Below are 25430 nucleotides of genomic sequence, written 5' to 3'. Positions count from 1 at the left end.
TGTAACTGAATTCCAGCTAAAAACATGCTGGAATGACAGGGTATGAGATAAGATCACCGCTAAAGACATGCGGGGTTGACAGGGATTATTGTTTTTGCATCACTGGACTTTCTGTCTGAATCATGATTAGATCCCCGCTAAAAACATGCGGGGATGACAGCGGAGGGGATGACAGCGGAGAGGATGACAGAGTAAAAGAAAAATAAGAATTATTATTTGAGAAAAAATGTTTTAATATAATACTCATAATTTAAAAAATTAACAAATGGCAAAGACGTTTCATTACTTGGTGGTGCTTATGGTAACCTTAGGCACTTTTATTACACTTAATGCACAGAACACTTCTTACTGGCAGGATATTTCAAAACAGAATGTACAGACGCTTGGAGAGAGGGTGATTATTCCTGAAGAATACAGGACATTAACGCTGAACATACCTGAAATAAGGAATGTACTTAATTCGGCACCGCAGGAGAAAAACGTATTTGCGAGCAACTCAAACACAATACTTTATTTACCGCTGCCTGAGGGAGGATTCAGCAAATTCAGGATAGTTGAGTCGCCAACAATGGATGAGGGGCTTGCAGTTAAGTATCCTGAAATTAAAACATACACGGCGCAGGGAATTGATGACCCGTATGCAACAGCAAAGATTGATATAACACCTTTAGGATTTCATGCAATGATACTTACGGCTGGAAACTCAATATTTATAGATCCGTATGCAAAGGGAGACATATTAAATTACATAAGCTATTACAAGAGCAAAATAATACCAAGAGAAAGCTTTCAATGTGATGTAATAAACAAGGAAGAAGATTCAAAACACGAGCACGGAACAACAAGGGTGCTGCTTGAAGGACAGCTTAGAACCTACAGAACGGCGATAGCGACAACGGGTGAATACACGACGTACCACGGAGGAACCGTGGCTGCGGGTCTTGCGGCGGTTGTAACGGCACTTAACAGAGTCAACGGTGTATATGAGAAAGAGGTGTCAATAAGAATGGTGCTTATACCTAACAATGATTTACTCATATACACGAATGCATCAACCGACCCATATTCAAACACGAACGGAAATGCAATGCTTAGTCAAAACATAACCACATGCAATAACATAATCGGTTCAGCAAATTACGACATAGGACACGTATTCAGCACGGGCGGAGGAGGAGTTGCATACCTAAGCAGTGTTTGCGGAAGCCAGAAAGCAGGCGGAGTTACGGGACTTCCATCACCGATAGGCGATCCATTTTACATAGACTATGTAGCACATGAGATGGGACATCAGTACGGCGCCAACCACACATTTAACTCAACTACAGGAAGCTGCGGCGGAGGAAACAGGAATGCAGTAACAGCATACGAGCCCGGAAGCGGTTCGACGATAATGGCTTACGCGGGAATATGTTCACCGAATGATTTACAAAACAACAGCGACGCGTACTTTTTAGCAAAGAGTCTTGACGAGATAATACAATTTTCAAACGGCGGAGGAAACTCATGCGCCGTAGTAACAAACACGGGAAATTTCAATCCAGTGGTAACGCTTGGACCCGGAGGACAGACGATTCCTAAATCTACACCGTTTACGCTGACAGGAACAGCGACAGACGCAAACAACGATCCGCTGACCTATTGCTGGGAGCAGTATGACTTAGGACCTGCAGGAAGCTGGAACGCACCGACGGGAAATGCACCTTTATTCAGGTCGTTCAATCCAGTTACAACGGGCACGAGAACTTTTCCAAAGCTATCGAGCCTGCTAAACAACGTGCAGGTAATAGGCGAAGTACTTCCGACATATACGAGAAACCTTTCATTCGTACTTGTTGCAAGGGATAACAAAGTTGGAGGCGGAGGAGAAGGGTTTGAATTCATATCATACGGCGTTACGGCATCGGCAGGACCATTTCTGGTATTATCACCAAACACAGCAGTAACGCTAAACGCAAACATACCGCAGACGGTAACGTGGGATGTTGCGAGCACAAACACAGCACCAGTAAACTGCGCAAACGTAAACATTAAACTTTCAACAGACGGCGGCAACACATTTGAGACAATGCTTCTAGCCAACACACCGAATGACGGAAGCGAAACAGTTAATCTTCCTATGGTATCGACAAGCACGGCGAGAATAAAAGTTGAAGCAGCCGACAATATTTTCTTTGACATATCAAACATAAACTTTTCAATAACGACAGTATCGGGAATATCGAACCAGGGCGCAGAGCCGTTGACATTTAAACTATCGCAGAACTTCCCGAATCCTTTTAATCCGACGACGATGATAAACTTTGTGATACCGCAGAAATCGGCAGTATCGCTGAGCGTTTATGACATGAGCGGCAAGCTGGTAGCGGAACTGATAAACAACGAAACGAGAACGGAAGGCAGCTACGCATACGAATTCGACGGCAGTAAACTATCGAGCGGAATGTACGTTTACAGACTGACAGCAGGAAAGTATTCTGAAACGAGAAAAATGATTTTAGTAAAATAAAAGTGCGTTGTAAATCGTGAACTGTGAACAGTGATCTGTGAACAGAAAATTTAATAAGTTTGAAAACCCGCCGATGCGGGTTTTTTTATTGTACATGCTGCTGAATTTTTCTGATAAAAAGGCCTGAGAAATATCAGAAACCAATTTAAGACCAATCTGAGTACAAGATAACCGAAAGATTAAGAAAAAATGAAAGTGCGATTTTTGAGCATTTTCAGGGATTTGATATTTAAAAAATAACAGGGAAATTTATATTAACATATTTTACATACTCCTTTCATTATTAATCACAACAAAAACCAAAATCTGGACACGGCAACTTTTTGTCGATTTTTTTGTACGGATTTTAAGAAAAAGAAAAAACAGGGATTTATTTTAAGAAAAAGATTTTTTTAAGGGGAGAAATTTTTTAGAAATGAGAATTTTCGTGGCACAATTTCGAAAAATGTTGTGATTAATAATGAAGGGAGCATGTAGTTGTTAGTTGTCGGTTGATTGTTGATACCTCAGAACATAAGACTAAAGGCAACGGCAATATTTTAGGACATAGAAGTTGACCTTGATTATGCAGATGCGTATTTTAATGAGTGTAATTTGTTTTGGGAAAGGCTTATTTGCTTGGCTTGAATAAAGCAAAGGAGTATTTAGAGAAATATAATTAATAATTTTATGGGGAAAGAAGAAGCAGAAAGATTGAATGACAGGGGAAAGATTCTCGGCAGAGGAATGAAGCATGTCGAGGCGGTTGAATATTTCAGTGCTGCGGTTGATATGTGTCCCGAAGAGGGAAAGTACAGGTACAATATGGGAATTGCTTTGAAGAGAATGAAAAGAAATGATGAGGCGCTGAGGAATTTTTTGGATGCACTGAAGCTGGGTTATGAGCACGCTGACTGCTACTGCTCGATTGGGGAATTACTTTGTGCAAGACAGGAATTTGAACTTGAAGAGCCCTTTTTTGATGAAGCAATAATGCGGGACCCTGACAGCGTGACTGCATATGAAGAGAGGGCAACGGCATATTGCCGCATCGGGAAAAGTGAGAAGGCGCTTGAAGATATGAATTTGTTGATATCAAAGATTCAGGATGACTGTTCGTTATATTTAATTAGGGGGCTTATATTATCGGTACTTGGCAGGAAGGAAGAGTCTAAAAAGGATTTTGAGAAGGTTAAAGAGATTTTTAAGAGAGCTGAAGGAGGAAAGGAGGAGGAGAACCGTGAACTGAGAACTGTAAACTGAGAACAGTAAACAGAAAACAGTAAACAGTAAGCTGTAAGCAGTGAGTTGTAATCAGTAAGCTGTAAGCAGTAAGAATAAAGCTGTAAACTGTAAGAAGTAAGAGTAACGGAGGGAAGAACTGTGAACTTTAAAAGGGAAAAGATAGAGAAGATAAATTGATGAGATCCCCTGTAAGAACATCAGGGGATGACAGGTCGAAGAAAGAAATGACTAAAACAACAAAGTAATATAAAGAAAGATAAAAACAAGATATTTTTAATGATCACTGCGACTGTTATGGGGCTGAAGCCCTTTCTTTTTTGGCATCTCTTTTTTCCGTTGCCTGAAGGCAACGGCAATATTTTAGAGCATGAAGAAATTTGATGTTACCTTTCACATATAAGCACTACTTTGATTTTACTTTTTCCGGATGGTTTGAATTCTGACATTATTAATCTGAAACTATAATTTTATGAGAACGTATTTTAAATAAACCGCCGCTTTTTTAAGGACGGGGAGGAAAGTTTATGAAAAACAACTTAAATAAACGGTTATGAAAAAGTACATACTTTTTATACTGGTTTCCCTTATTACACCTGCAATACTCTTTTCACAAATTATTTACAGCAGTAAAGTTGATTCTATTATCAATCTTATGTCTGAGCAGAATATGGGCAGGTATGTGAGGGAATTGAGCGGTGATACCGTCGTTGCGATAGGCGGTGTACCTTACGGGATTTACTCTCGTCACGCAAGCTCGCCGAGCAATCAAATGGCGGCTCAGTATATTTATGAAAAGTTTCAGTCATTTGGATTGCAGGTCAGATATCAGGCAAACAATTCGCATAACGTGAATGTTATCGCAAGAAAAACGGGTTATCTGCATCCTGAAATTAAGATTTTGATAGGTGCGCATTATGACAATATAAGGGCGGGTATTGGTCCGCTCGATACAATGAAAGGAGCGGATGATAACGGTTCGGGTGTGGCTGCTGTTTTAGAGTCTGCAAGACTGGTTGCAAATTTTAATCCGAAGTACACGATTGAATTTATAGCTTTCGATGAGGAAGAAGTTGGTCTGCTGGGTGCATACGGTTATGCGGATTCGTGCAGAACCAATCCCAACGAATTTGTATTTGGATTGATTAACATGGATATGATTGCATGGGACGGGAATAATGACGGACTGATAAGAATTATGACTCACCTGAACTGCGATTATCTTGCAAACATGTTGATCAGAACTTATTCAATGTACAATTTAAATCTGACGGCGCTGAAATCTTACAATTCAGGGGGCTCAGACCATCTAGCTTTCTGGAATAACGGTATCGGTGCTATTTCTTCGATTGAGCCCGCGAGCGATTTTCATCCTAATTATCACACAACAGGAGATGTATTCAGTTTATTCAATATGAACTATTTCAAGAACAATGCTAAGGCAAACCTTGCTGCAGTACTTTCAATTGCCGATGAATCATTTTACATGATTAATCATCAGCCCGTAGTATCCTCATTCGATACAAGCGCGAGGATTGTTGAGGCGGCTCTGATATTCGGCGCGCCAGTCGGTACGGGATTAAAGGCACCGAGAGTTTATTACAAGGTTGGGAACGGAAATTTCAATTATGTTACTCCTTACGAAATAGCCGGTGAGATTTACAGGTTCAGAATTCCGGGACAGCCCGCGGGTACGCAGATTACGTATTACATAGCTGCACAGGATACATCGGGACTTTATTCAACTTCGCTTCCTGAAGGTGCAACGGGTGTGAATCCTCCCGGGAGTAATCCTCCACAGCAATTGCTGAGATACTTTGTTTGTTCACATAGTTCATATTCATCTTCGAATCAAAAGCCAATACTTGACCTTCAGTCAACAAGAGATACAATATATGTACCTCTGACAGGTAACGTTGAGGATTTAACTGTTGACCTGAATCTAATTCATCCGAACGACGGTGAACTGCAGATTTCGTTAATAAAAGGCAATAATGTAAAATATCTGAGTCAGTACAACGGAAACAACGGACAAAATTTTACAAACACAATGTTTACTGATACAGCAGCAGTTTCAATAACACAGGGAACACCGCCATTTACGGGTGCTTACAGGCCACAGCAGCCGCTTGGTAGTTTTGCAAATGAACAAACTGAGGGATACTGGGTATTAAGAATATTTGATAAAAGTACCGGCAATACAGGAACTCTGCTGAACTGGGGTTTAAAGATAAAGTATTCAAATCCTGTTTCAGTAAATCAGAATGAAAACAATACTGTTGAAAAATATGAGCTGATGCAGAATTATCCAAATCCTTTTAATCCTGCAACGACTATAAAGTATTCGATTCCAGAAAGGACTTTTGTGAAAATTACAGTTTATGACATGCTCGGAAAGGAAATCACAAAACTTGTGAATGAAGAAAAGAATCAGGGTGTTTATTCTGTAAACTGGGATGCTTCGGCACTTCCGACAGGAATATATTTTTACAAAATACAGACCGAGAAATTTTCTTCAACCAAAAAAATGATGTTAATAAAATGAATTTTTGGAGCAAGAACGAATTAAGAACAAGAACGAATTATGAGCAAGAGCGAGTTAAGAACAAGAACGAATTAAGAACAGGAGCGAATTAAGAACAAGAACGAGTTAAGAATCCCGACAAGTCGGGATGCAAAGAACGCACAGAGCGAGTTAAGAACAGCGGGCAGAAGAGATAGCGGACAGCGGACAGGAGAGATAGCGTACAGTGTACAGCGTTCAGCGTGCAGCGTGCAGCGTACAGCGGACAGAAGAAAGAAGAGATAGCGGGCAGCGGACAGGGAGATAGCGGGCAGCGGGCAGAAGAGATAGCGGACAGTGTACAGCGTTCAGCGTGCAGCGGGCAGAGGAGCAGGATTAAGAGAAGAGCTATTTGCTGAGGGCGAAGTTGATGGCGCCGGAATCCCATTCGGGGTGTGATTTTATGGCGGGGATAACTTCTTCGGGTTCGGATACGAAGCGCCACATTTTGAGATGGATTTCGTTCATGAATTTTTGCGAGACGGCTTTTTCAAGCATTTGAATCAATGGGTCGTAGTATCCGCTTGTATTAAGAATGACGATAGGTTTAAGGAATAGTCCGAGACGTTTGAGAGTAATGGCTTCGAGAAGTTCTTCGAGCGTGCCTGTTCCGCCCGGGAGTGCGACGAGTCCGTCAACGCCATGAAGGAATTTTGCTTTGCGTTCGTGCATTGTATCGGTGTAAACAAAATCTGAGACACCCGGATGTCCCCATTCTACATCGTCCATGAATCTGGGCATAATGCCTTTAATTCTCCCGTTGTGTTTAAGGATTGTATCGGCGAGCATTCCCATTAGTCCGTGTGCACCGCCTCCGAAGACAACCTCTACATTTTCGCGTACGAGTTCGTGTCCGAGCCGTTCGGTGGCATCAAAATATATTTTATCGACTTTGGGGCTTGAGGCGCAGTAAACACATATTTTCATTTATACTCTCAGTCTTCTTTTATAAAATAAAGGTTATGGTCTTCAACAAGATAGAGCAAAGGAGCAATGTTAACTTTCGGGTATTTGCTGCGAAGCCGAACTGTTTCGCTGAGTATAAAATCTATCTCGTTTCCGATTTCGTACATGGGTGCAAACCGGTTGAAATGTTCTTCGGCTTTTTCTATATCCCATCCTGCGTTTTCGACGAGACCATTTATGAATTCATTTTTCCGGGAAACAAGGTTCACCATGCCGCATTTGTTATGTCCTATGAGAGCAATGTTCTGAACTTTACCGACTGCAATGGCGAATGAAACTTTAAACTCGCTGTAACGGAGGTTCGCACCGCCTGCACGGATAATGAATGCAAAGTTATCGGGAATACGCATGTGTTTACGGTTATCCATGCACATGCCGATAAGGAGTTCGGCTTTGTTATAAGAGGAAAATGACTTTTTCAGGTTATGGTATTCGAGCAGTGAGGCGATGGGAGTCTGCCTGTACTGCTGGAGTATGTCGTCTTGTGATTTAACCGAAATTAGTCTGTCCATGTAATTAAAATTTATGAAAATTAGATGTAATATAATTAAATTACAATATTCGAAAAGTGGAAATTTTCCATCACTAAAACACCAAAAACACGATGCAGCAAAGAAGCAAACAAAAAATTATTTTCCACTGAGAACTCGGCGTAGATAAATCTACAAACAAAAGAAAGAAGACACATGTTGAAGAATTTTAACCGCTGAGTTCGCAGAGGCCACAAAGACGATATATAGAATAATATAGCTAATAAGATTATTTAAAAAGATTTTAACGCAGAGGCCGCAAAGAAGAACAAAGGTCGCAAAGAGAACAGAGAAGATGGCTTTGACAAGCAATTGTGGATATTTTATGAAGGGCAGGATGTTTAATTTGATATTAATTATAAAAACTTAATGGTAAAGAAGAATCAGGAAATAGAACTAAAGATTGAGTCGCTGAACTCAGAAGGAATGGGGGTGGCGAGGGTAGGTGAGGGGTTTGTAGTGTTTTGCAAGGATGCACTTCCGGGTGACGAGGTGACTGCAAAGATAAGAAAAGTAAAGAAGAATTATGCAGAGGCAATAGCGATAAATATTAATAAGGAATCGCCGCACAGGGTTAAGCCGAGGTGCAAGCATTTCGGAGTATGCGGCGGGTGCAAGGTTCAGAATTACAGTTATGACAAGCAGGCAGAGTATAAGACCGATGCGGTCAGGAATGCTTTTGATAAAATCGGCGGGATTAAAGATTTGACAATTTCTCCTGCGATAAAATCTGACAATGAATATTATTACAGGAATAAGATGGAGTTTTCGTTTTCGGACGAGAAATGGCTGACGAACCTTGATGAGAATAAAGAAAAGGAAAACTTTGCGGTTGGGTTTCATCTGCCGAGATTTCACACCAAGATACTTGATATTGAGGAATGCTTTTTACAATCTGAGGTTACGAGCAATATTTTAAATCATGCAAGGAGGTTTTTTAAGGAGAGAGGAGTTTCGGTTTATACAACAAAGACGCATTCGGGATATTTAAGGTTTCTGATAGTAAGGGAATGCAAGAGGACTGATGATTTGATGGTGAATCTGATTACGTACGATTACAATGAAGTACTGATGAATGAATACACGGAAGAGATGAAGAAAGAATTTCCGTTGGTGACGACATTGATAAACTCATTTACACAGAAGAAAGCGCAGGTTGCTTTTGCGGAGGATGTAAAAATACTGTATGGAAATGGGTATATAACCGAAAAGCTGATAGGCGGAAGCAAAGAATATTTATTTAAGATTTCGCCAAATTCTTTTTTCCAGACTAACACTCTACAAGCGGAAAAACTTTACAGTACCGCGACGGAATTTGGTGGTTTTACCAAAGGCGATAATATACTTGACCTTTACTGCGGAACGGGTTCGATATCTATTTACATTTCCGAGATGGTGAATAAAGTCAAGGGTGTGGAGCTGATTGTAGAATCTATTGAAAGCGCAAGAGAGAATGCAAAGCTGAACGGTATTGAGAATGCAGAATTCGAAGTGTCGGATATAAAAGACTTTCTATTGAATTTTAAAGATAGTACTTATAACAAAGTAATACTTGACCCGCCTAGGTCGGGGCTGCATCCTGATATATGTGAAGTGCTGAGCGGTTCGGATTTTGAGAAAATAGTTTATGTAAGTTGTAATCCTGTAACACAAGCAAGGGATTTGAGTATAATAATGAACAAAGGAAAGTACAGGATAGGAAGAGTACAACCGGTGGATATGTTTCCGCAGACGTATCATGTGGAGAATGTGGTGGAGATTTTAAGAGATTAGCGTAAAGCGTTAAGCGGACATAAGAGATAGCGGACATAAGAGATAGCGGACATAAGAGATAGCGGACAGCGGGCAGCGGACAAGAAAACAGCGGGCAGCGTTTAGAGAACAGCGGACAAGAAAACAGCGGGCAAGAGAGATAGCGGGCAGCGTTTAGCGGGCAGAAATATGGAGATGAATTATAAGAATGAATTTGAGGAAAATTTGTTATAAATTAACAAAAAGACAGCAATACAAACGGAATTATAAATTAAGCAGAAAACATTAAAACAGAAAACATTAAACAGAAAACAAAGGAATAAGACAAGAATAAATGACGAGTTGATACCATTTTTCTAACTAAAGCAAAAAACATGGAAAACAAAGAAATCATTCTATGGGTAGATGATGAAATAGATTTACTGAAATCCAACATTATGTTCCTCAAACAAAAGGGGTATGTAGTATTAGAGGCGACAAACGGCGTTGACGCTTTACAATTTATAAAAGAGAATAATGTTGACCTTGTCTTCATGGATGAAATGATGCCCGGCAAGGGCGGGCTTGAGACACTTTCCGAGATTAAAGACTTAAAGCCAAATCTGCCGGTAGTGATGGTTACGAAGAATGAGACTGAAAGTTTAATGGAAGATGCTATAGGCAAAAAAATTAATGATTACCTGCTAAAACCCGTAAATCCAAAACAGGTACTCCTTGTCTGCAAGAAATTTCTTGAAGGCAGTAAACTTAAGGGAAATCAGGTTTCGAGGGATTATATACAGGAGTTCAATCAGATTTCCGTATCTCTGATGAATGATCCTGACTGGGAAGAGTGGGCAAACATTCATGCTAAAATGACAAACTGGGAAATGGAACTTGATGAACATCCGGAGATTGGACTAAAGCAGACTGCATTAGATCAGAGAAGAGAGTGCAATGTAGGATTTTCTAAATACGTTGAAAGGAATTACCTGAACTGGGTAAATAACGGTGAAAGCAAGCCTGTGCTATCGAATGAGATTGCCGAGAAGTACCTTATACCGGAGATTGAAAAGAACAAGTCTGTTTTCTTCTTTGTCGTGGACTGCATGAGACTTGACCAGTGGGTAATGATGGAAAAATATCTGGACAGGTATTTTAAAATTTCAAAAGATTATTATTACTCCCTTTTACCAACTGCAACACCCTACTGCAGGAATGCGATATTCGCAGGAATGTATCCGTCTGAGATTGAGAAATACTATCCGAATCTATGGAAGACGAGCGACGACGATGAAAACTCAAAGAACAATTTTGAGAAAGAATTTCTCCAGAAACTTCTTGAACGTAAGAAAGTAAAACTTCGCAATGAGTTAAAGTACACGAAAATAATGGATTCGGATTTCAGCAGAGGAGTAGAAAACAAGATAATTTCGTTCTGCAATAATCATTTGAATGCGATAGTAATAAACTTTCTTGACATGATATCTCATTCCAGAAGCGATACAGCAATTCTGAAGGAAATTGCTCCCGACGAGTCTGCATACAGGTCGCTTACGGAGTCGTGGTTTGAACACTCGTCATTTTTCGGAATGCTGAGACAGCTATCGACAAAATCCGGAGTTAAGATAATTATAACCACTGACCACGGCAGCATAAGGTGTCTGCACGGAGTAAAAGCGATGGGCGACAGAGAATCAGCAACAAACCTCAGGTATAAATACGGACGAAACGTAAAAGCGGAACCGAGAAATGCTGTTTTAATAAAGAACCCAACTGATTACAAGCTACCCGTCAGGAATGGTATTGTGAATTACATAATCGCGAAGGAAGACTTTTATTTTGTCTATCCGACCGATTACCATAAATATTTGAACTATTACAACGACACATTCCAGCACGGCGGGATATCGATGGAAGAAATGATACTACCGATAGCCATATTAGAAAGCAAGGGGTAATGATAGTTTCCAAGAGCGAAAAAGAAACGATTGCCGCAGGACGAAAATTCGCAGATGAACTGAAGCGAGGAAGTTTAGTAGGGCTTAAGGGAAATCTTGGAACCGGTAAGACCCAGTTTGTGAAAGGCATTTGCAATTATTTCAAAGTTCAGGATATTGTCAACAGTCCGACATTTATACTTGTTAATGAATACAAAGGCATTGACAAAGATAATAATGAAATAAAAATATATCATTTAGACCTGTACAGATTAAAGTCCCCCGCTGAACTTGAGGTAATTGGGTTTAATGAATATATAGACACTAATTCGATAGTACTTATTGAGTGGCCTGAGATAGCAGAAGAATATCTGAATAAAGAAATTGACAAGGTTTTAATTGAATACGGCTCAAAAACAGAGGAAAGATTAATAAATTTCATTAAAACTGACAAGAAACACGAATAATATGAACATATTGCTGATAGACACAGCCTCAAGAAAAATTGAATTTGCATATAACAAGAAAAGCGATTTTTGTATATTGAAAACACTCGATGTCAGCAAAAACGCTGATGACCTCGTTTATGAAATTAAATCTGAATTTGACGAGAAGGGATTTTGCTTTCAAGACATTGATTTTATAGGACTTTCAAACGGACCCGGGTCATTTACCGGTTTAAGAATTGGTTCTGCAATTTCGAAGGCAATGTGTTTTGCGACGGGTGCTAATTTGATAGAGGTTAATTCGCTGGATTTAATCGCTGAAAAGTACTACCTGAGCAATGGCGGAAAAGCTAAAGTTATACCGCTCATAACCTCGGGAATGAAATCGGGTGAGTTTTACTATGCCGTGTTTGAGAATGGTAAAAGAATAACGGATTATCAAACGGCAATACCCAAAGATTTTGGGAAGATTGAAGGTTTGCTCTTGCTTAATGATAATATCGTTCATGATTTTCCCGCGGATAGGAGTACCGTTAATATGTTTGACAAGACAAACCTGACTGCTCTATACAGTCTTGCAGTTAAGTGTATAAAAGCGGGTCGAATAAGCGATTACATGACGAGCGAACCTTTTTACATGAAACAATTTTTAGGAAATAAAACGTCAGAGGTAAAATAAACCCAGCGTTCCCTGTCAGGAAACCGGGAGCGAGGAGCGGAATTGTGAACTTGAGGCGGAATAATTTTATAAATTAAATTTTAGAAAAAATGGCATGGTTTAAAAGATCTGAAAAGAATATTCTTACTGACACACCGAAGCAAGACCTTCCCGACGGGATGTGGACAAAGTGCGATGAGTGCGGCGAGATGATGCACAAGAAACAGTGGGAATCAAATTCATACACTTGTATAAAATGCGGTTATCATTTCAGGGTAGGCAGCGAAGAATATTTCAAGCTTCTGTTTGACGAGGGAACATTCAAAGAATTTGACAAGAAGATGAAATCCGTTGACACGCTGCAGTTTACGGACACTAAACCATACGACAAAAGAATTGACGAGACGATTAAAAAAACCGAGCTGTTCGATTCCATAAGATGGGGAACAGGAGAAATAAACAAGATGCCTGCGGTAGTTTGTGCGATGGATTTTTCATTCATAGGCGGCAGTATGGGCGGCGTACTGGGTGAAAAAATTTCAAGAGCAGTTGACAGATGCCTTAAGACAAAAACACCTCTTATCATTATCTCATCAAGCGGCGGAGCAAGGATGATGGAAGGCGGAATATCACTCATGCAGCTCGCGAAAATTTCTTCAAGACTTGCAAAGCTTGCAGAAGAAAAAATACCTTACATATCTCTCATAACGAACCCAACTACGGGAGGAGCGAGTGCTTCTTATGCGATGCAGGGCGACCTTAACATTGCCGAGCCGAACGCACTTATCGGATTTGCAGGTCCGAGAGTAATAAAACAGGCGACCGGCAAAGATTTACCGAAGGGTTTCCAGCGCTCGGAATTCCTGCTTGAGCACGGATTCCTTGATTTAATAGTTGACAGAAAGAACCTGAAAGAAAAGCTTGCTCAGCTTTTAAAACACTTTGCAGGATAATTGAAAGTAATAAGGCAAATCAAGCCGATGCAGGAAATTGCCGATTATTACAGACGTACCGGCAAGACTATAGGCTTTGTTCCGACGATGGGTTTTTTGCACGAGGGGCATGTATCACTAATGCTTGCTGCAAGGGATGAATGCGACATAGTTGCTGTAAGCATATTTGTAAATCCCTCACAGTTTCTGCCAAACGAAGACTTCACGAAGTACCCGCGTAATTTCCTGAGAGACTATTACATCTGCAAACAGGCAGGGGTAGATTACATATTTTATCCCGAGGATACAGAAATGTACCCCGAGTTTTACAGAGCCTATGTAAACGTAGAGGAGCTATCTGAAAAGCTCGAAGGCAAGTACAGACCGGGGCATTTTAAGGGAGTTGCTACAATTGTATTGAAGCTATTCAACATAACAAAACCGCATTTCTCATATTTCGGACAGAAGGATGCACAGCAAGTTTCGCTGCTGAAAAAAATGGTTAACGATTTGAATCTCGACGTAGAGATTAGAATCTGCGAAACGATGCGTGAAGACAACGGATTGGCAATGAGTTCGCGGAATACATACCTTACCGATGAGCAGAAGTCTAATGCGGCGGTAATCAACCAGTCCCTTAATCAGGCAAAGGACAGAATAACAGACGGTAATTATTACGACTCAGAGGATATTAAGTCGGAAATGAAGAAAACGATAGAATCAAAATCCGATGATTTATCGGTACAGTATGTATCGATAACGGATAACAAAATGCTGGATGAGATTACCGACTTAAAAAACTTTAACGGCGAGATGCTGATTTCGCTTGCAGTATTCTGCGGTAAGACAAGGCTGATAGATAATATAGTATTCGAGAAGACATAGTTACCAAAAGACTAAGAATAGGCAGTTTTCTCAGACAATCAAATACTTTTTTCGTTAAATCAGCTCGAATCACATTACAATAGTTTTTTCGGTGAGCTGTTTTTTCATTAAGTTTTTGTTTACTTCCGTGCCTTTCCGCTTTTTTTCAACAGGCAATAGATTCTGCTTAATCCGCGACTATTCGTATTTTATTGGTAACTCCTTGTCTTCTGCAGCCATTTCTTCTGCTTTAGAAAAAATCCATTTTTTCTGGAAAAAGGTTTTTTCGTCATGTATTCTATCCATAAGCATCTCTGCGCCTCTACCGTTCTTTCTTCTGACCGAACAAAGCGCGTTAAGATAATTCAGAAACTTAAAAATACTATCTTTTTGAACATTCTTGCCTGGGAATTTTCTGTTTAGAAAATGTTTCGTTGTATCTATCAACGGCACTATATTCCTGTCCTCCTTCAGCTCGAACAAAGCCTTCAGTAATGCCGTCTTTGAGAATAAATACAAAGAAACATTTTTCGTTTTAAAATCGCCGTTAATCTTTTTCACGTTCTCATATTTACCCGAGGCGAAGTCGATTAAAGATTGAGATACGGCTATAACGTCATCGCGATACCTTAAATTTAACTTCCCTTTGTACAGAGTGATTAATTTATTGGCAAAAGTTATGTCGTTATAAGAGAGCGATGTTGTTACTGCAGAAACAAATATCATAGGCTGAAAATTACCGATTTTGTTCAACAGCCCCTTGCTTTCGATCTCTACAAAAAGCTCGTAAAGAGTTCTTTGGCTTTCTGAACAGCCTGAATTAATTCTTCCCGAAAGAAACCGTATGAGCGTTTCATACACAAATTGCACAAAGTCATACGCTAATTCTTTTTCTCTTTCTTTAAGATATTTCAGAACGTCAAAAACTCTTTGCAAATCCCCGGCTTTTTTGAGCATCTTATACAAAAGATAGTCAAGGTATACATTCGGATAATTCATTGAATAAACCGCGGAGTTTTTCTCAACGATGCGTGCTGCATCATCGGCAGAAAGAATTTCATCTTTCAACCTTTTTGAATCGGTAGAATATAATTTTCTGTTTACGAATTCAAACAGTACACTTTTTATCAGTACGGCTTCCGCGTTTTTAAGAATCTTTACCGCTATATCGTGCATACTACTTTCCTCGTTTCGGGAATTGCAAAGAAGATATTCCTCTATGTAAAGCTTTTGAAGATTCGACATATATGAATATCCCTTTAAGAACTTAACTGAATTAATCGAACAAACATCATCAATCAAAGTTTCAAAATATTTATCTACATTACGGCTGCGGAGCTCTTTAGCAAGGTAAATCTTCTGAATCAATAAATCTTTATCGTATACTTTTTTCGCGATAAACGATTCAAGAATCTTTACAAAATCCGATATTGTTTTTCTGGAATAATTTTCGGAAGCATTTTTTGGACGGACTTCGGCCTGATTTTTAAGTGTGTTGAACTTATTACGCCAGAAATTCAAAATCCTGCCGCCGCTGCCGTCAAGTTTTGATTTTATGTATTTATCAAATTGTTCGATTTCTCTCGACGATAAACTCTCTAAAAGAATGTCGGACTTAATTTTCCTTTCTGAAGCAGACATATTACAATACCTAAATTTTATCCAGGAATTATCCTCTAATTGTAACTGCTAAATAATAATAAAATTAAACATAAGATTACATACAATTCTCATTTTTGAAATAATTTCAAAGAATTCTTAAAATGTAAAAGATATTATAAACGAATTGTAACCGATAATTTTTCCCATGGAAAGAAAATAAATTAATACTAACCGTTACAATAGCGAATATATATCTTTATTTTAAAAAAACTTTGTATTTACTGAAAAGAAATAATGTTTTATTTTACATCTTTAGCTACTTCATTATAGATAGGGGCGGATAAGTTAAAACGAAATAGGAATTAAATCCGCTAATTAGTTTTGTTTTTGCGAAAATTAAAGAAATATTTATAAAAGTAAATTAAATAAACAGGAGAATAAAAATTATAAGGTCATTTATACACACTGTAAAAATCATCGGAGAGCAGAACTTGGAGAAATCATTTCTTGTTCTTTCCGATTATATAATACATACTTATATCGTATTTCTTATTCTCATTCTATACAACTATTAAATAACAGCTATTAACTAATATTTTAACAAACTAAATAAAAATGTCATGAAAAAATTATCCTCTCTCTTGATAGTTTTTGCTTTTTTATTCAGCATTAACTATGCTTTTTCGCAAGATGAACAATTCAGGCAGGAAGTTACTCCTAAAGATGAAGTGAGAACTCCACGGCCTTTAAATTCATTTCAACAAGACATAAAGACCCCATTGGCTAATCCGTTTGATTATGGAAAACCCTTGGATAATATTAATCCGGTTAAGAGTCCGGATGCAGAAATATTTTACGAAGGATTCGAATCAGGGAATGTACAAGATGTTGCAATAACCGGTTGGACACAAGAGTCTATTGCGGGTACTGCTTCTTGGTTAGCTAACACATCACTCGTCAATTATAACAGAACACCAAGAACGGGTTCCTGGAACGCATATTTAAAATACAGCAACACAGACTGGATGTTTAGAAGCGTTGATTTAACAGGAGGACAAGAGTACACACTATCATTTTATGCAAGGCAGGATGTAACAGGCGGGACGAATGTTTTAGCAAGTTATGGAACCGAGGCAACAAGTGCCGGAATGACAAATAGTATAATTTCTTCGACAGCAGTCATAAACGGAGATTATCAGTTGTTCTCAGGTGTTTTTACACCCGCCGTAACAGGTACTTATTACATTGGTATCAGAGCGGATCTTACTTCCACACCATGGTATATATCTATTGATGATATATCTCTTATTTCAAATACAGGAATGATTTTCGTATCATCAACAACGGAGCAAGCAACTACATCACCGGTAATACAGGGTTCAACAAATAATGAAGTTGTCAGATTGAAAGTAGTTACCGATGGACCTTTAAATCCATTAGACGTTACTTCAGTTACATTTAATACAACAGGAACAACATCCACAAGTGATTTAACAAATGCGAGAGTATATTATACTACTTCAACAGAATTTTCTACAGCCACACAATTTGGAATTGCAGTTCCAAATCCTAATGGCTCTTTTTCAGTAAATGGTACCCAGACTTTATCAAGTGGGGTTAACTATTTCTGGCTCGCATATGATATATCGGGAACAGCCACACCTTATAACGTTGTTGACGCACAATGCACACAGTTTGTTACTTCTGAAGCAAAAGCACTGATCAGAATACCAGACATTATAGATCCCCCGGGCTCCAGAACGGTAAGAGCTCCTCTCTCCGGTACATATACAATCGACCAGGGCGGCAGCGGAATTACAAACTATACTACTTTTACAGCAGCAATCGATGATCTTAATTTACTCGGCATCTCAGGTCCCGTTACTTTCAACGTAGCGGCAGGACAAACATGGGATAAAACTGTACCCGCAAGTCCATATAATTATGCTTACATTATATTCACAACCGGAACAGAAACAAATCCGATAATATTTCAAAAATCGGGTGAAGGTGCAAATCCTAAACTAAATATTCTGGGTACTTCTGCAACAAGTGATATGGGCGTTTGGATTTACGGCGATTACACAACATTTAACGGTATAGACATTTTTGACGCAGGAACATCTTCATCAGATTACCTTGATCGGGGTATTTATATACAGGGACCAACTGATGACGGCTGTAAATATAACACCATTAAAAATTCTACAATTGACCTTTCAAAAGCAAATATAAATTCACGGGGTGTATATACGTATGCCAATGCTCCTACATCAGTAGCAAATGCGAATAACTTTAATAAATTCTACAATAATACAATACAGGATACATATTACGGTTATTACTTCTCAGGTAATTCAACCTATCTTGATGATGGGAATGAAGTTGGAATAGACGGCGGTACGAGCTTAATCGATAATATTGGAGGTTCAAGTTCAACTGTTTATGGAGTTTATGCACCATACGAAACAAACTTCAAACTGTTTAACACAACAATAAGCAATGTTACGGCCTCTACTACGATATATTGTTTCTATGATGGACTAGGAACGGCATCATCTCATCAGATATATAATAATACATTTACAAACGTTACAGGTACAAGCACTTCTTCAAGTGTTTATGGTATTTACAATACCAGTGATGGTACTTGTGATATATATAATAATGTTTTCAAAACTTTCACGGCAGCGTACACTGTTGCCCCAATATATATCACTACTATTACAACAACAAATATCTATAATAATAAAATATACGATATTACATATAGCGGAACATCATCTTATTATGCTTACGGCTTGTACATAGGCGGCGGTACGAATCATTATATATACAATAATTTTATATATGATATTAAAGCTCCAGCATCAACAGGTTCTCCCGGGGTTCGCGGCTTAAGTCTGACGGGAGGTACGAATGCTTACGTTTATTACAACACAGTTTATCTTGATTATATTTCATCCGGAGCCACTAACCAGAGTGCGGCTCTTTATGTAGGTACATCACCCACATTGGACCTCAGAAATAATATTTTTGTGAACAATGCAGATGTTACAACGGGAACCAGAGCAGTTGCATTCTATAAAACAACTACTTCATTAACAAACTTTGCAACGACTTCAAATAATAACCTCTATTATGCGGGCACACCCGGCGCGAAGAATCTTATATTCTATGACGGAACAAATCCCGAACAGACACTCGCGGGTTATAAATCAAGGATGTCAACACGCGACCAGAATGCGGCATCCGAAAATCCGCCTTTTGTGAGTGCAGTTTCACCTTATGACTTAAAACTTAAAACTGACGTCGCAACACAGGTTGAAAGCGGCGGACAGAGAGTAACAACTCCAATCGCTGTTACTACTGACTTTGAAAACAATATTAGATGGGGAGAACCAACTTATGCCGGAACAGGTACAGCACCCGATATCGGTGCGGATGAATTCGACGGTATTCCTCAGGACTTAACACCTCCTAATATTGTTTATACTGCGTTTGGCAATACAAGCAGTTTAACCGATAGAACACTGACATCAACAATAACGGATGCCTCAGGCGTTCCTACTTCAGGTATCGGTCTTCCGGTTCTTTACTGGAAAATAAACTCCGGTACATATTCAAGTGCTCAAGGGATCTCAATCGGCAGTGATCAATATACATTTACATTGGGTTCGGGAGTAGTTGTTAGCGATACTGTAAGTTATTATGTTGTTGCTCAGGATAATGTACCTAATGTCGGTGCTTATCCAGCTGGCGGAGCAGCAGGATTTACTGCTAATCCACCTGCAGCCTCTACACCGCCGACTACACCAAGCTCATACTTAATAGTTGCAGCTCCTCTCTCGGGGGATTATCAAATCAGCGCCGGAACGTTCAATAAATTAACAGGAAAGAATATTTACTTTGAAAAAGTTGTAACAAAGGTAATGAAGGAAATTCCTGTTTATGAGGAAGGAACAAAAGAAAACGGCGGCGAAACAAAGATGACAGGTACAAAATTGACAGAGGTTGAAGAAATTTCGTGGATTCCTATGGAAAACGGTAAGGAATATAAAGGTGAATTATACGTAAAGAAATCTGAACGTCCTGATTTGTTTAAAGATTCGCGGCTAAGCGGAGTTTATACAACTTTAACAGCGGCTGTTACCGACCTCAATTTAAGAGGGGTAAGCGCGGCTACTAATTTCTTGCTTATGGACGCAGGTCCGTATACAACAGGTGAGACATTCCCTATTACTATTAATGCTTTCGATGGCGGAAGTGCCACAAATACATTAACTATAAAACCGAATACAGGAGTCACTACAAGTATTGTGGGCAGCGGTACATCTATTATTAAATTAAACGGTGCTGACTACGTGACTATAGACGGTTCGAATGCAGGCGGTACAGATAGGAGTCTGACTATCGAAAACACAAATACCTCATCTTCAACTGCCACTTTATGGTTAGGAAGTGCAGGTGTGGGTGCAGGTGCTACCTATAACACAATTAAGAATTGTGTTCTTAAAAACGGAATAAATACAGTATCGACGAATTACGGAATATATGTTGGTGGTGCAACAATAGGAGCCAGCGGCAGTGATAACGATTACAATACAATTAGTAATAATTATATTTATAAAGCTTACCATGGAATTAACATTACAGGTGTTTCAGGTTCCGTCTCTGATAATATATCTATAACAGGAAATACTATTGGAGCCCCAGTCGGTACAACTACAGATTATATAGGTTATTATGGGATTTATATGACCCATACTGATAATACTTTGATTTCTCAGAATACGATCAGGAACTTTATAGGTTCTATATACAGTAAAGCGGGTATATACATAACAACCGGTGTAACGAATAGCAACATAACAAGAAATTCAATATCCGGAATTAAATATGAAGGAACTGGTGGTTGGGGAACAGCAGGTATAAGAATGAATATCGGTGCAACGAATTTGGGAATTACAATTTCCAATAATTTCATTTATGATATAACTGCGGACGGCTATTCCAGTCCTACAAGTACTTATAACCCTATTGGAATAATGATAGAAGGTACCAGCAGTAATGCAGGTATCAATCTCTATTACAATAGTATTAACATGTACGGTACTACTTTAACAGGGGGTGGTTCTTCCTGTTTAAGTTTGCAAAGCGGAATTACAGGCGGTGTAAATGCAGTGAATAATGTTTTCTCTAATACATTAGGAATGACATCCGGTACCCCATCCGCGAACGGTGTTGTTGTGGCTGCACCATCACCAACCGTGCCATTTACAACAATTAATTATAACGATTATTACATTAATTCAAATACAACCAATAATATTGGTTATATTAGGGGAGCAGCCGTAACTACATTAGCAGATTGGAAAAGCGGAACCACAGGAACAGGTCAGGACGCAAATTCAGTATCAGGCGACCCAAGATTCACGAGCAACACAGATTTACACATCCCACCAACAGAGTTATCGCCTGTCAACAATGCAGGAACTCCTATTGCGGGTATTACTACAGACTTTGACGGGGATGCAAGAGACGTTACCACTCCTGATATAGGAGCGGACGAATACACATATACACCTCCTTCAATTGAGAACCCGACTGATTTCGCAGCCACTCCATTCAGCGGCTCACAGATTAATTTAGGCTGGACACCTAATAGCAGTGCAAATCCTGTGATGATAGCGGTTAATACTACAGATGCATTCGGAGAACCCGTGAACGGTCAAGAATACAACATTGATGATCCTCTTGGAACTGCAACGATTATTTATAAAGGTCCTGATGGTTCTTATTCACATTCAGGATTAAACTCATCTACAACTTATTATTATAAGGCATTCTCTTACAACGAACCGTTCGACCCGTCGGAGCTTCTGTATTCTCCCGGAGTAACCGCAAATGCAACAACTCTTTGCGGTGTAACAACGGCTCCGTTTGTACAAGACTTTGAACTTGCTACATTCCCGCCAAATTGCTGGGCAATTGACGGACTATCGAGCACTTGGGCAAGGTCAACATCTGCCAGCGGATATGGAGTAGGAACAGCTTCAACGTTTGTTAATTTTTATGGTATCTCTTCCGGCAGCCGTGAAATGACAACATTTGAATTTAATAGAGGTGCACTTACTACTCCTTTACTTAAGTTCGACCACGCTTATGCTACATATTCCGGAGAAAATGACCAGTTAAGGATTGATTATTCTACTAACGCAGGAACCGACTGGACTCAATTGGTATTGTATGATGGAGGAACTTCCGGACCTCTTAATACCGGTGGTGCTGTTAATTCGGGTGCTTTCGTACCAACTGCCGGACAATGGGCAACAAAGAGTGTCATTATTCCCGAAGGAGCGAATAAACTTAGATTTGTCGGAATTAGTGGATACGGAAATAATCTGTATTTAGATAATATAAGAGTAGAAGAAGCGCCGACTGTGCCAATATTCTCAATCTCACCAGAATCGATGGCATATGGAGATGTTACAATCGGCGGAGGTTCGGTTGACCAGACGTTTACGATTACTAATACAGGCGGAGGTACACTGACTATTAACAGCTCTGATTTTTCATTGACAGGAACGGATCCGACACAGTTCCAGATATTAGGAGCTTCTACATTGAATCTTACCAACGGTCAATCAGGAACGGTAAGAGTTCAGTTTATACCGAATACTTCAATCGGAGATAAAACAGCTAACTTACATATCGTTGATAATATTGTTAAATCTGTTCATGATATTCCATTAACAGGAACAAGTGCGGTTAATCCTGCACAGTCATTATTGGGCGGAATAACAGCAGAATACAAACCTTCATTAAGCTGGCAGGCACCGCAGCCGGGCAGTGAAATAAAAATTGATGACGGTACTGTTGAGGGAAATTACTGGCTCAGCAGTCCATCCAGTACAAATCATTATTTTACGAATAAACTTACAGCGCCTCACGCGGGTAATTTAACACAAATTGCCATAACGGCTTATGCAGGTTCCGCAGGCAATATGTTTAATTCGGTAGTGGTCTGTCCTGATGACGGAACGGGTAAACCAAATTTAGCAGCACCTTACGCAACATTCAGCAATGTGGGGGTAGGTACATCGTCAGCATGGGTATTTTGTACCTTAACGACTCCGATTGCTGTTACAGCAGGCCAGACATTTTATATTGCAGTACAGTGGCCTGAGGGCAGTACTACGGGACCTTATGTTGGAACTGATATGACAGTATTGCACAGCAGGAGTTTTTACTCAGTTGATGCAGGTGCAAACTGGACGGACGCTCCTGGTAACTTCTTCATGCGTGCATATATGAATACATCGGGTGATAACTTAATTTCCGGTAATCCATCTCCCGATATGAAGCTGATACCGATTAAAACCCTGACAGACGTCAAAAAGGATTCAGAAGTAAAAAATACGAATAAAAAGGAAATTCAGCACAGTGTACCGGCGGCTTTAATCTACGGTAGAAACGGTGAGAAAGTTCTTTCAAGCTATACATTAAGACGCGGTACTGAGACGGGTGTTTACACACAAGACTTTACGGGAATAAATGCATTAACCTACGACGACATTAGTGCAGTACTCGGAACGAGGTATTATTACGTTGTCGATGCTGTTTATACAGAAGGTACTTCAGAACATTCCAATGAAGTAAGCGTTCTTCCGCAAAATCCGAATTACGGAACCTTCAGTAACGGATTGGGCGGTTTCTATAAATACTCGAACAGTACAGCAAACGGAAGCCCGGAAAGTAAGCCGAGCTATGAATGGCTCCCGACTACTGACTTTACACCTATAACATTCGTAGACAATGATGACGGAAACACAGAGGTACTATTCGGCGGTTCAAAGAAATTTAAGTTCTTTGGTACTGATTATACTTCTGTTTTCGTTGGTGTCAATGGTTATCTGACTTTTGGTGCGGGCGCGACAAATTGGACGCCTGCCGGAGCTTTACCGCAAGTCGGTGACCCTCCGAATATGATAGCATTTGCTTTCAGAGATATGTACAACAGGACAACATATACACCGGCATCAAGCGTTAGTTATAAAATCTTTGCTGACAAAATAGTTATCAGTTACAATAATCTTTATGACAGGACAGGCGCAGACGGTACAAATTATATTTCTGTACAAATTGCTCTTTACATTTCGGATGCACCGACATTGAATTCATTGTGTATAATTAATTATAATGATGAAATGTCTTATGCTCCGCTTGCAACGAATACAGTCGTTACACTCGCTTCTCTCGGTGTTAACGGACCCGGAGGTACTGTCGGATTCAATTATCGTTACTTAGGTATTGGCGGTCCGATGTTTGACGGTGTTGCTTTAAGCCCGAACGGTGCGAATGCTATGGCACTTGCATTTGGAGATCAGGATATTCCATTACCTGTATCACTTGCTTCATTCACGTCTTCAGTTAACGGCAGAGATGTAAGACTTTCATGGAAAACCGAAAGCGAAACAAACAATGCCGGATTTGAAATCGAAAGAAGCGAAGCCGACATGAACCAGTGGGTTAAAGCAGGATATGTATCCGGTAAGGGTACAATCTCAACGCCTACAACCTACACATTTGAAGATAAAAAGCTAACTAGCGGAAAGTTCAACTACAGGCTGAAACAGATAGATAACAACGGCAATTTCGAATACCACGCTCTTTCAAATGTAGTGGAAATTGGATTACCGACGAAGTTTGAACTAAGCCAGAACTATCCGAATCCGTTTAACCCTGTAACGAAGATTGATTTCTCGCTGCCGCTTGACGCTAAAGTGAGCATCAAACTTTATGATATTACAGGAAGAGAAATTAAGACGCTTGTGAATGACCAGAGAACTGCAGGTTATTACACTGTCCAGTTTAATGGCTCGGATATTTCCAGCGGCACTTACTTCTACAGAATAATGACAAAATCTTCGGGTGCAGATTATATCATGACGAAGAAGATGGTACTTGTCAAGTAATATAGATAGAAACTGTAAACCGGTAACGGCAAACAGTGAACAGGCGATATAGCGTTCAGAGATTAACTTAACGCTGTAAGCTTACAGATGAAAGCTTTAAAAAGGCGGACGAAAGTCCGCCTTTTTGTTTGTACTACAATTGTTCATTCGGTTCCCCGCATATAAGAAAAAAACTTATTTGTGATAACAATAAAACATTGAATTTAATAAAAAGAGATTTTATATTACAATAAATTTCCAGATGACATACTATAAGTATAAATACGGAATAACTACATTAATCATTCAGTCACGCCGAACAGGAGTTACTAACCAGAAGCTTTACCCATATAACAAATTAAATACAAAAACAAAGAAAACTTAAATAATAGATTTAAAAATGAATACGCGTTTATATTCATGTAGTTTTAGATGCACTTAATCATATTATTGCTATAAAAAGTTTATACAATACTTTGATAATTAAGAATCAGAAAATTTAAAGAACAAT

General features: G+C 39.4%; 14 protein-coding genes. 11 read left to right on the top strand and 3 right to left on the bottom strand.

The window, feature by feature from the left end; translation table 11 throughout:
* Positions 1-265 precede the first annotated feature (265 nt).
* The 4 genes from WC644_06235 (at position 266) to WC644_06220 (ending at position 6652) form a co-directional block, all read left to right on the top strand.
* A complete protein-coding gene (locus WC644_06235) occupies positions 266-2509 on the top strand; it encodes a reprolysin-like metallopeptidase (GenBank protein MFA5011537.1) in 2244 nt (747 codons plus the stop codon).
* A 669-nt stretch (positions 2510-3178) separates the two neighbouring features.
* Positions 3179-3751 (top strand): tetratricopeptide repeat protein, encoded by a 573-nt coding sequence (locus WC644_06230; protein ID MFA5011536.1) that lies wholly within the window; start codon positions 3179-3181, stop codon positions 3749-3751.
* A 532-nt stretch (positions 3752-4283) separates the two neighbouring features.
* Positions 4284-6275 (top strand): M20/M25/M40 family metallo-hydrolase, encoded by a 1992-nt coding sequence (locus WC644_06225; GenBank protein ID MFA5011535.1) that lies wholly within the window; start codon positions 4284-4286, stop codon positions 6273-6275.
* 221 nt (positions 6276-6496) lie between these two features.
* Positions 6497-6652 carry a hypothetical protein gene (locus tag WC644_06220; GenBank protein ID MFA5011534.1) on the top strand — a complete coding sequence of 52 codons (156 nt, stop codon included), beginning with the start codon at positions 6497-6499 and terminating at the stop codon, positions 6650-6652.
* Here WC644_06220 and WC644_06215 read toward each other — a convergent pair.
* Together WC644_06215 and WC644_06210 are read right to left on the bottom strand one after the other, a co-directional pair.
* Positions 6642-7220: a TIGR00730 family Rossman fold protein gene (locus tag WC644_06215; GenBank protein MFA5011533.1), complete on the bottom strand. Its 579-nt coding sequence runs from the start codon at positions 7218-7220 to the stop codon at positions 6642-6644. The two genes, WC644_06220 and WC644_06215, sit on opposite strands and share 11 nt — an antisense overlap.
* Positions 7221-7228: 8 nt before the next feature.
* Positions 7229-7771 (bottom strand): carbonic anhydrase, encoded by a 543-nt coding sequence (locus WC644_06210; protein ID MFA5011532.1) that lies wholly within the window; start codon positions 7769-7771, stop codon positions 7229-7231.
* A gap of 387 nt (positions 7772-8158) precedes the next feature.
* Here WC644_06210 and rlmD point away from each other — a divergent pair, with 387 nt between their 5' ends.
* The 6 genes from rlmD (at position 8159) to panC (ending at position 14381) form a co-directional block, all read left to right on the top strand.
* Complete coding sequence (rlmD, locus tag WC644_06205) at positions 8159-9562, top strand: 23S rRNA (uracil(1939)-C(5))-methyltransferase RlmD (GenBank protein MFA5011531.1); 1404 nt, start codon at positions 8159-8161, stop codon at positions 9560-9562.
* 353 nt (positions 9563-9915) lie between these two features.
* Positions 9916-11481 (top strand): response regulator, encoded by a 1566-nt coding sequence (locus tag WC644_06200; GenBank protein MFA5011530.1) that lies wholly within the window; start codon positions 9916-9918, stop codon positions 11479-11481.
* The gene (gene tsaE / locus WC644_06195) at positions 11481-11927 is read left to right on the top strand and encodes a tRNA (adenosine(37)-N6)-threonylcarbamoyltransferase complex ATPase subunit type 1 TsaE (GenBank protein ID MFA5011529.1); all 447 of its coding nucleotides are present in this window, start codon (positions 11481-11483) and stop codon (positions 11925-11927) included. The genes WC644_06200 and tsaE overlap by 1 nt, the downstream gene beginning before the upstream one ends.
* A 1-nt stretch (position 11928) precedes the next feature.
* Entirely contained in the window at positions 11929-12585 is a 657-nt protein-coding gene (gene tsaB, locus WC644_06190) for a tRNA (adenosine(37)-N6)-threonylcarbamoyltransferase complex dimerization subunit type 1 TsaB (protein ID MFA5011528.1), read from the top strand.
* 89 nt (positions 12586-12674) lie between these two features.
* The gene (accD, locus tag WC644_06185) at positions 12675-13517 is read left to right on the top strand and encodes an acetyl-CoA carboxylase, carboxyltransferase subunit beta (protein MFA5011527.1); all 843 of its coding nucleotides are present in this window, start codon (positions 12675-12677) and stop codon (positions 13515-13517) included.
* Positions 13518-14381, top strand: coding sequence for a pantoate--beta-alanine ligase (gene panC / locus WC644_06180; protein MFA5011526.1), 864 nt, complete (start codon positions 13518-13520; stop codon positions 14379-14381).
* Between the two features lie 177 nt (positions 14382-14558).
* On the opposite strand, the gene WC644_06175 is transcribed toward panC, so the two are convergent.
* Positions 14559-16001: a hypothetical protein gene (locus WC644_06175; GenBank protein MFA5011525.1), complete on the bottom strand. Its 1443-nt coding sequence runs from the start codon at positions 15999-16001 to the stop codon at positions 14559-14561.
* A 581-nt stretch (positions 16002-16582) separates the two neighbouring features.
* On the opposite strand from WC644_06175, the gene WC644_06170 reads away from it, so the two are divergent.
* Positions 16583-24940 (top strand): BNR-repeat neuraminidase N-terminal domain-containing protein, encoded by an 8358-nt coding sequence (locus WC644_06170; GenBank protein ID MFA5011524.1) that lies wholly within the window; start codon positions 16583-16585, stop codon positions 24938-24940.
* The last annotated feature ends 490 nt before the right edge of the window (positions 24941-25430 follow it).

It is taken from the genome of Ignavibacteria bacterium (assembly GCA_041649015.1).
Lineage (GTDB): Bacteria > Bacteroidota > Ignavibacteria > Tepidaquicellales > Tepidaquicellaceae > CAIKZJ01.
This window is presented reverse-complemented; position numbering and strand designations above follow the sequence as displayed.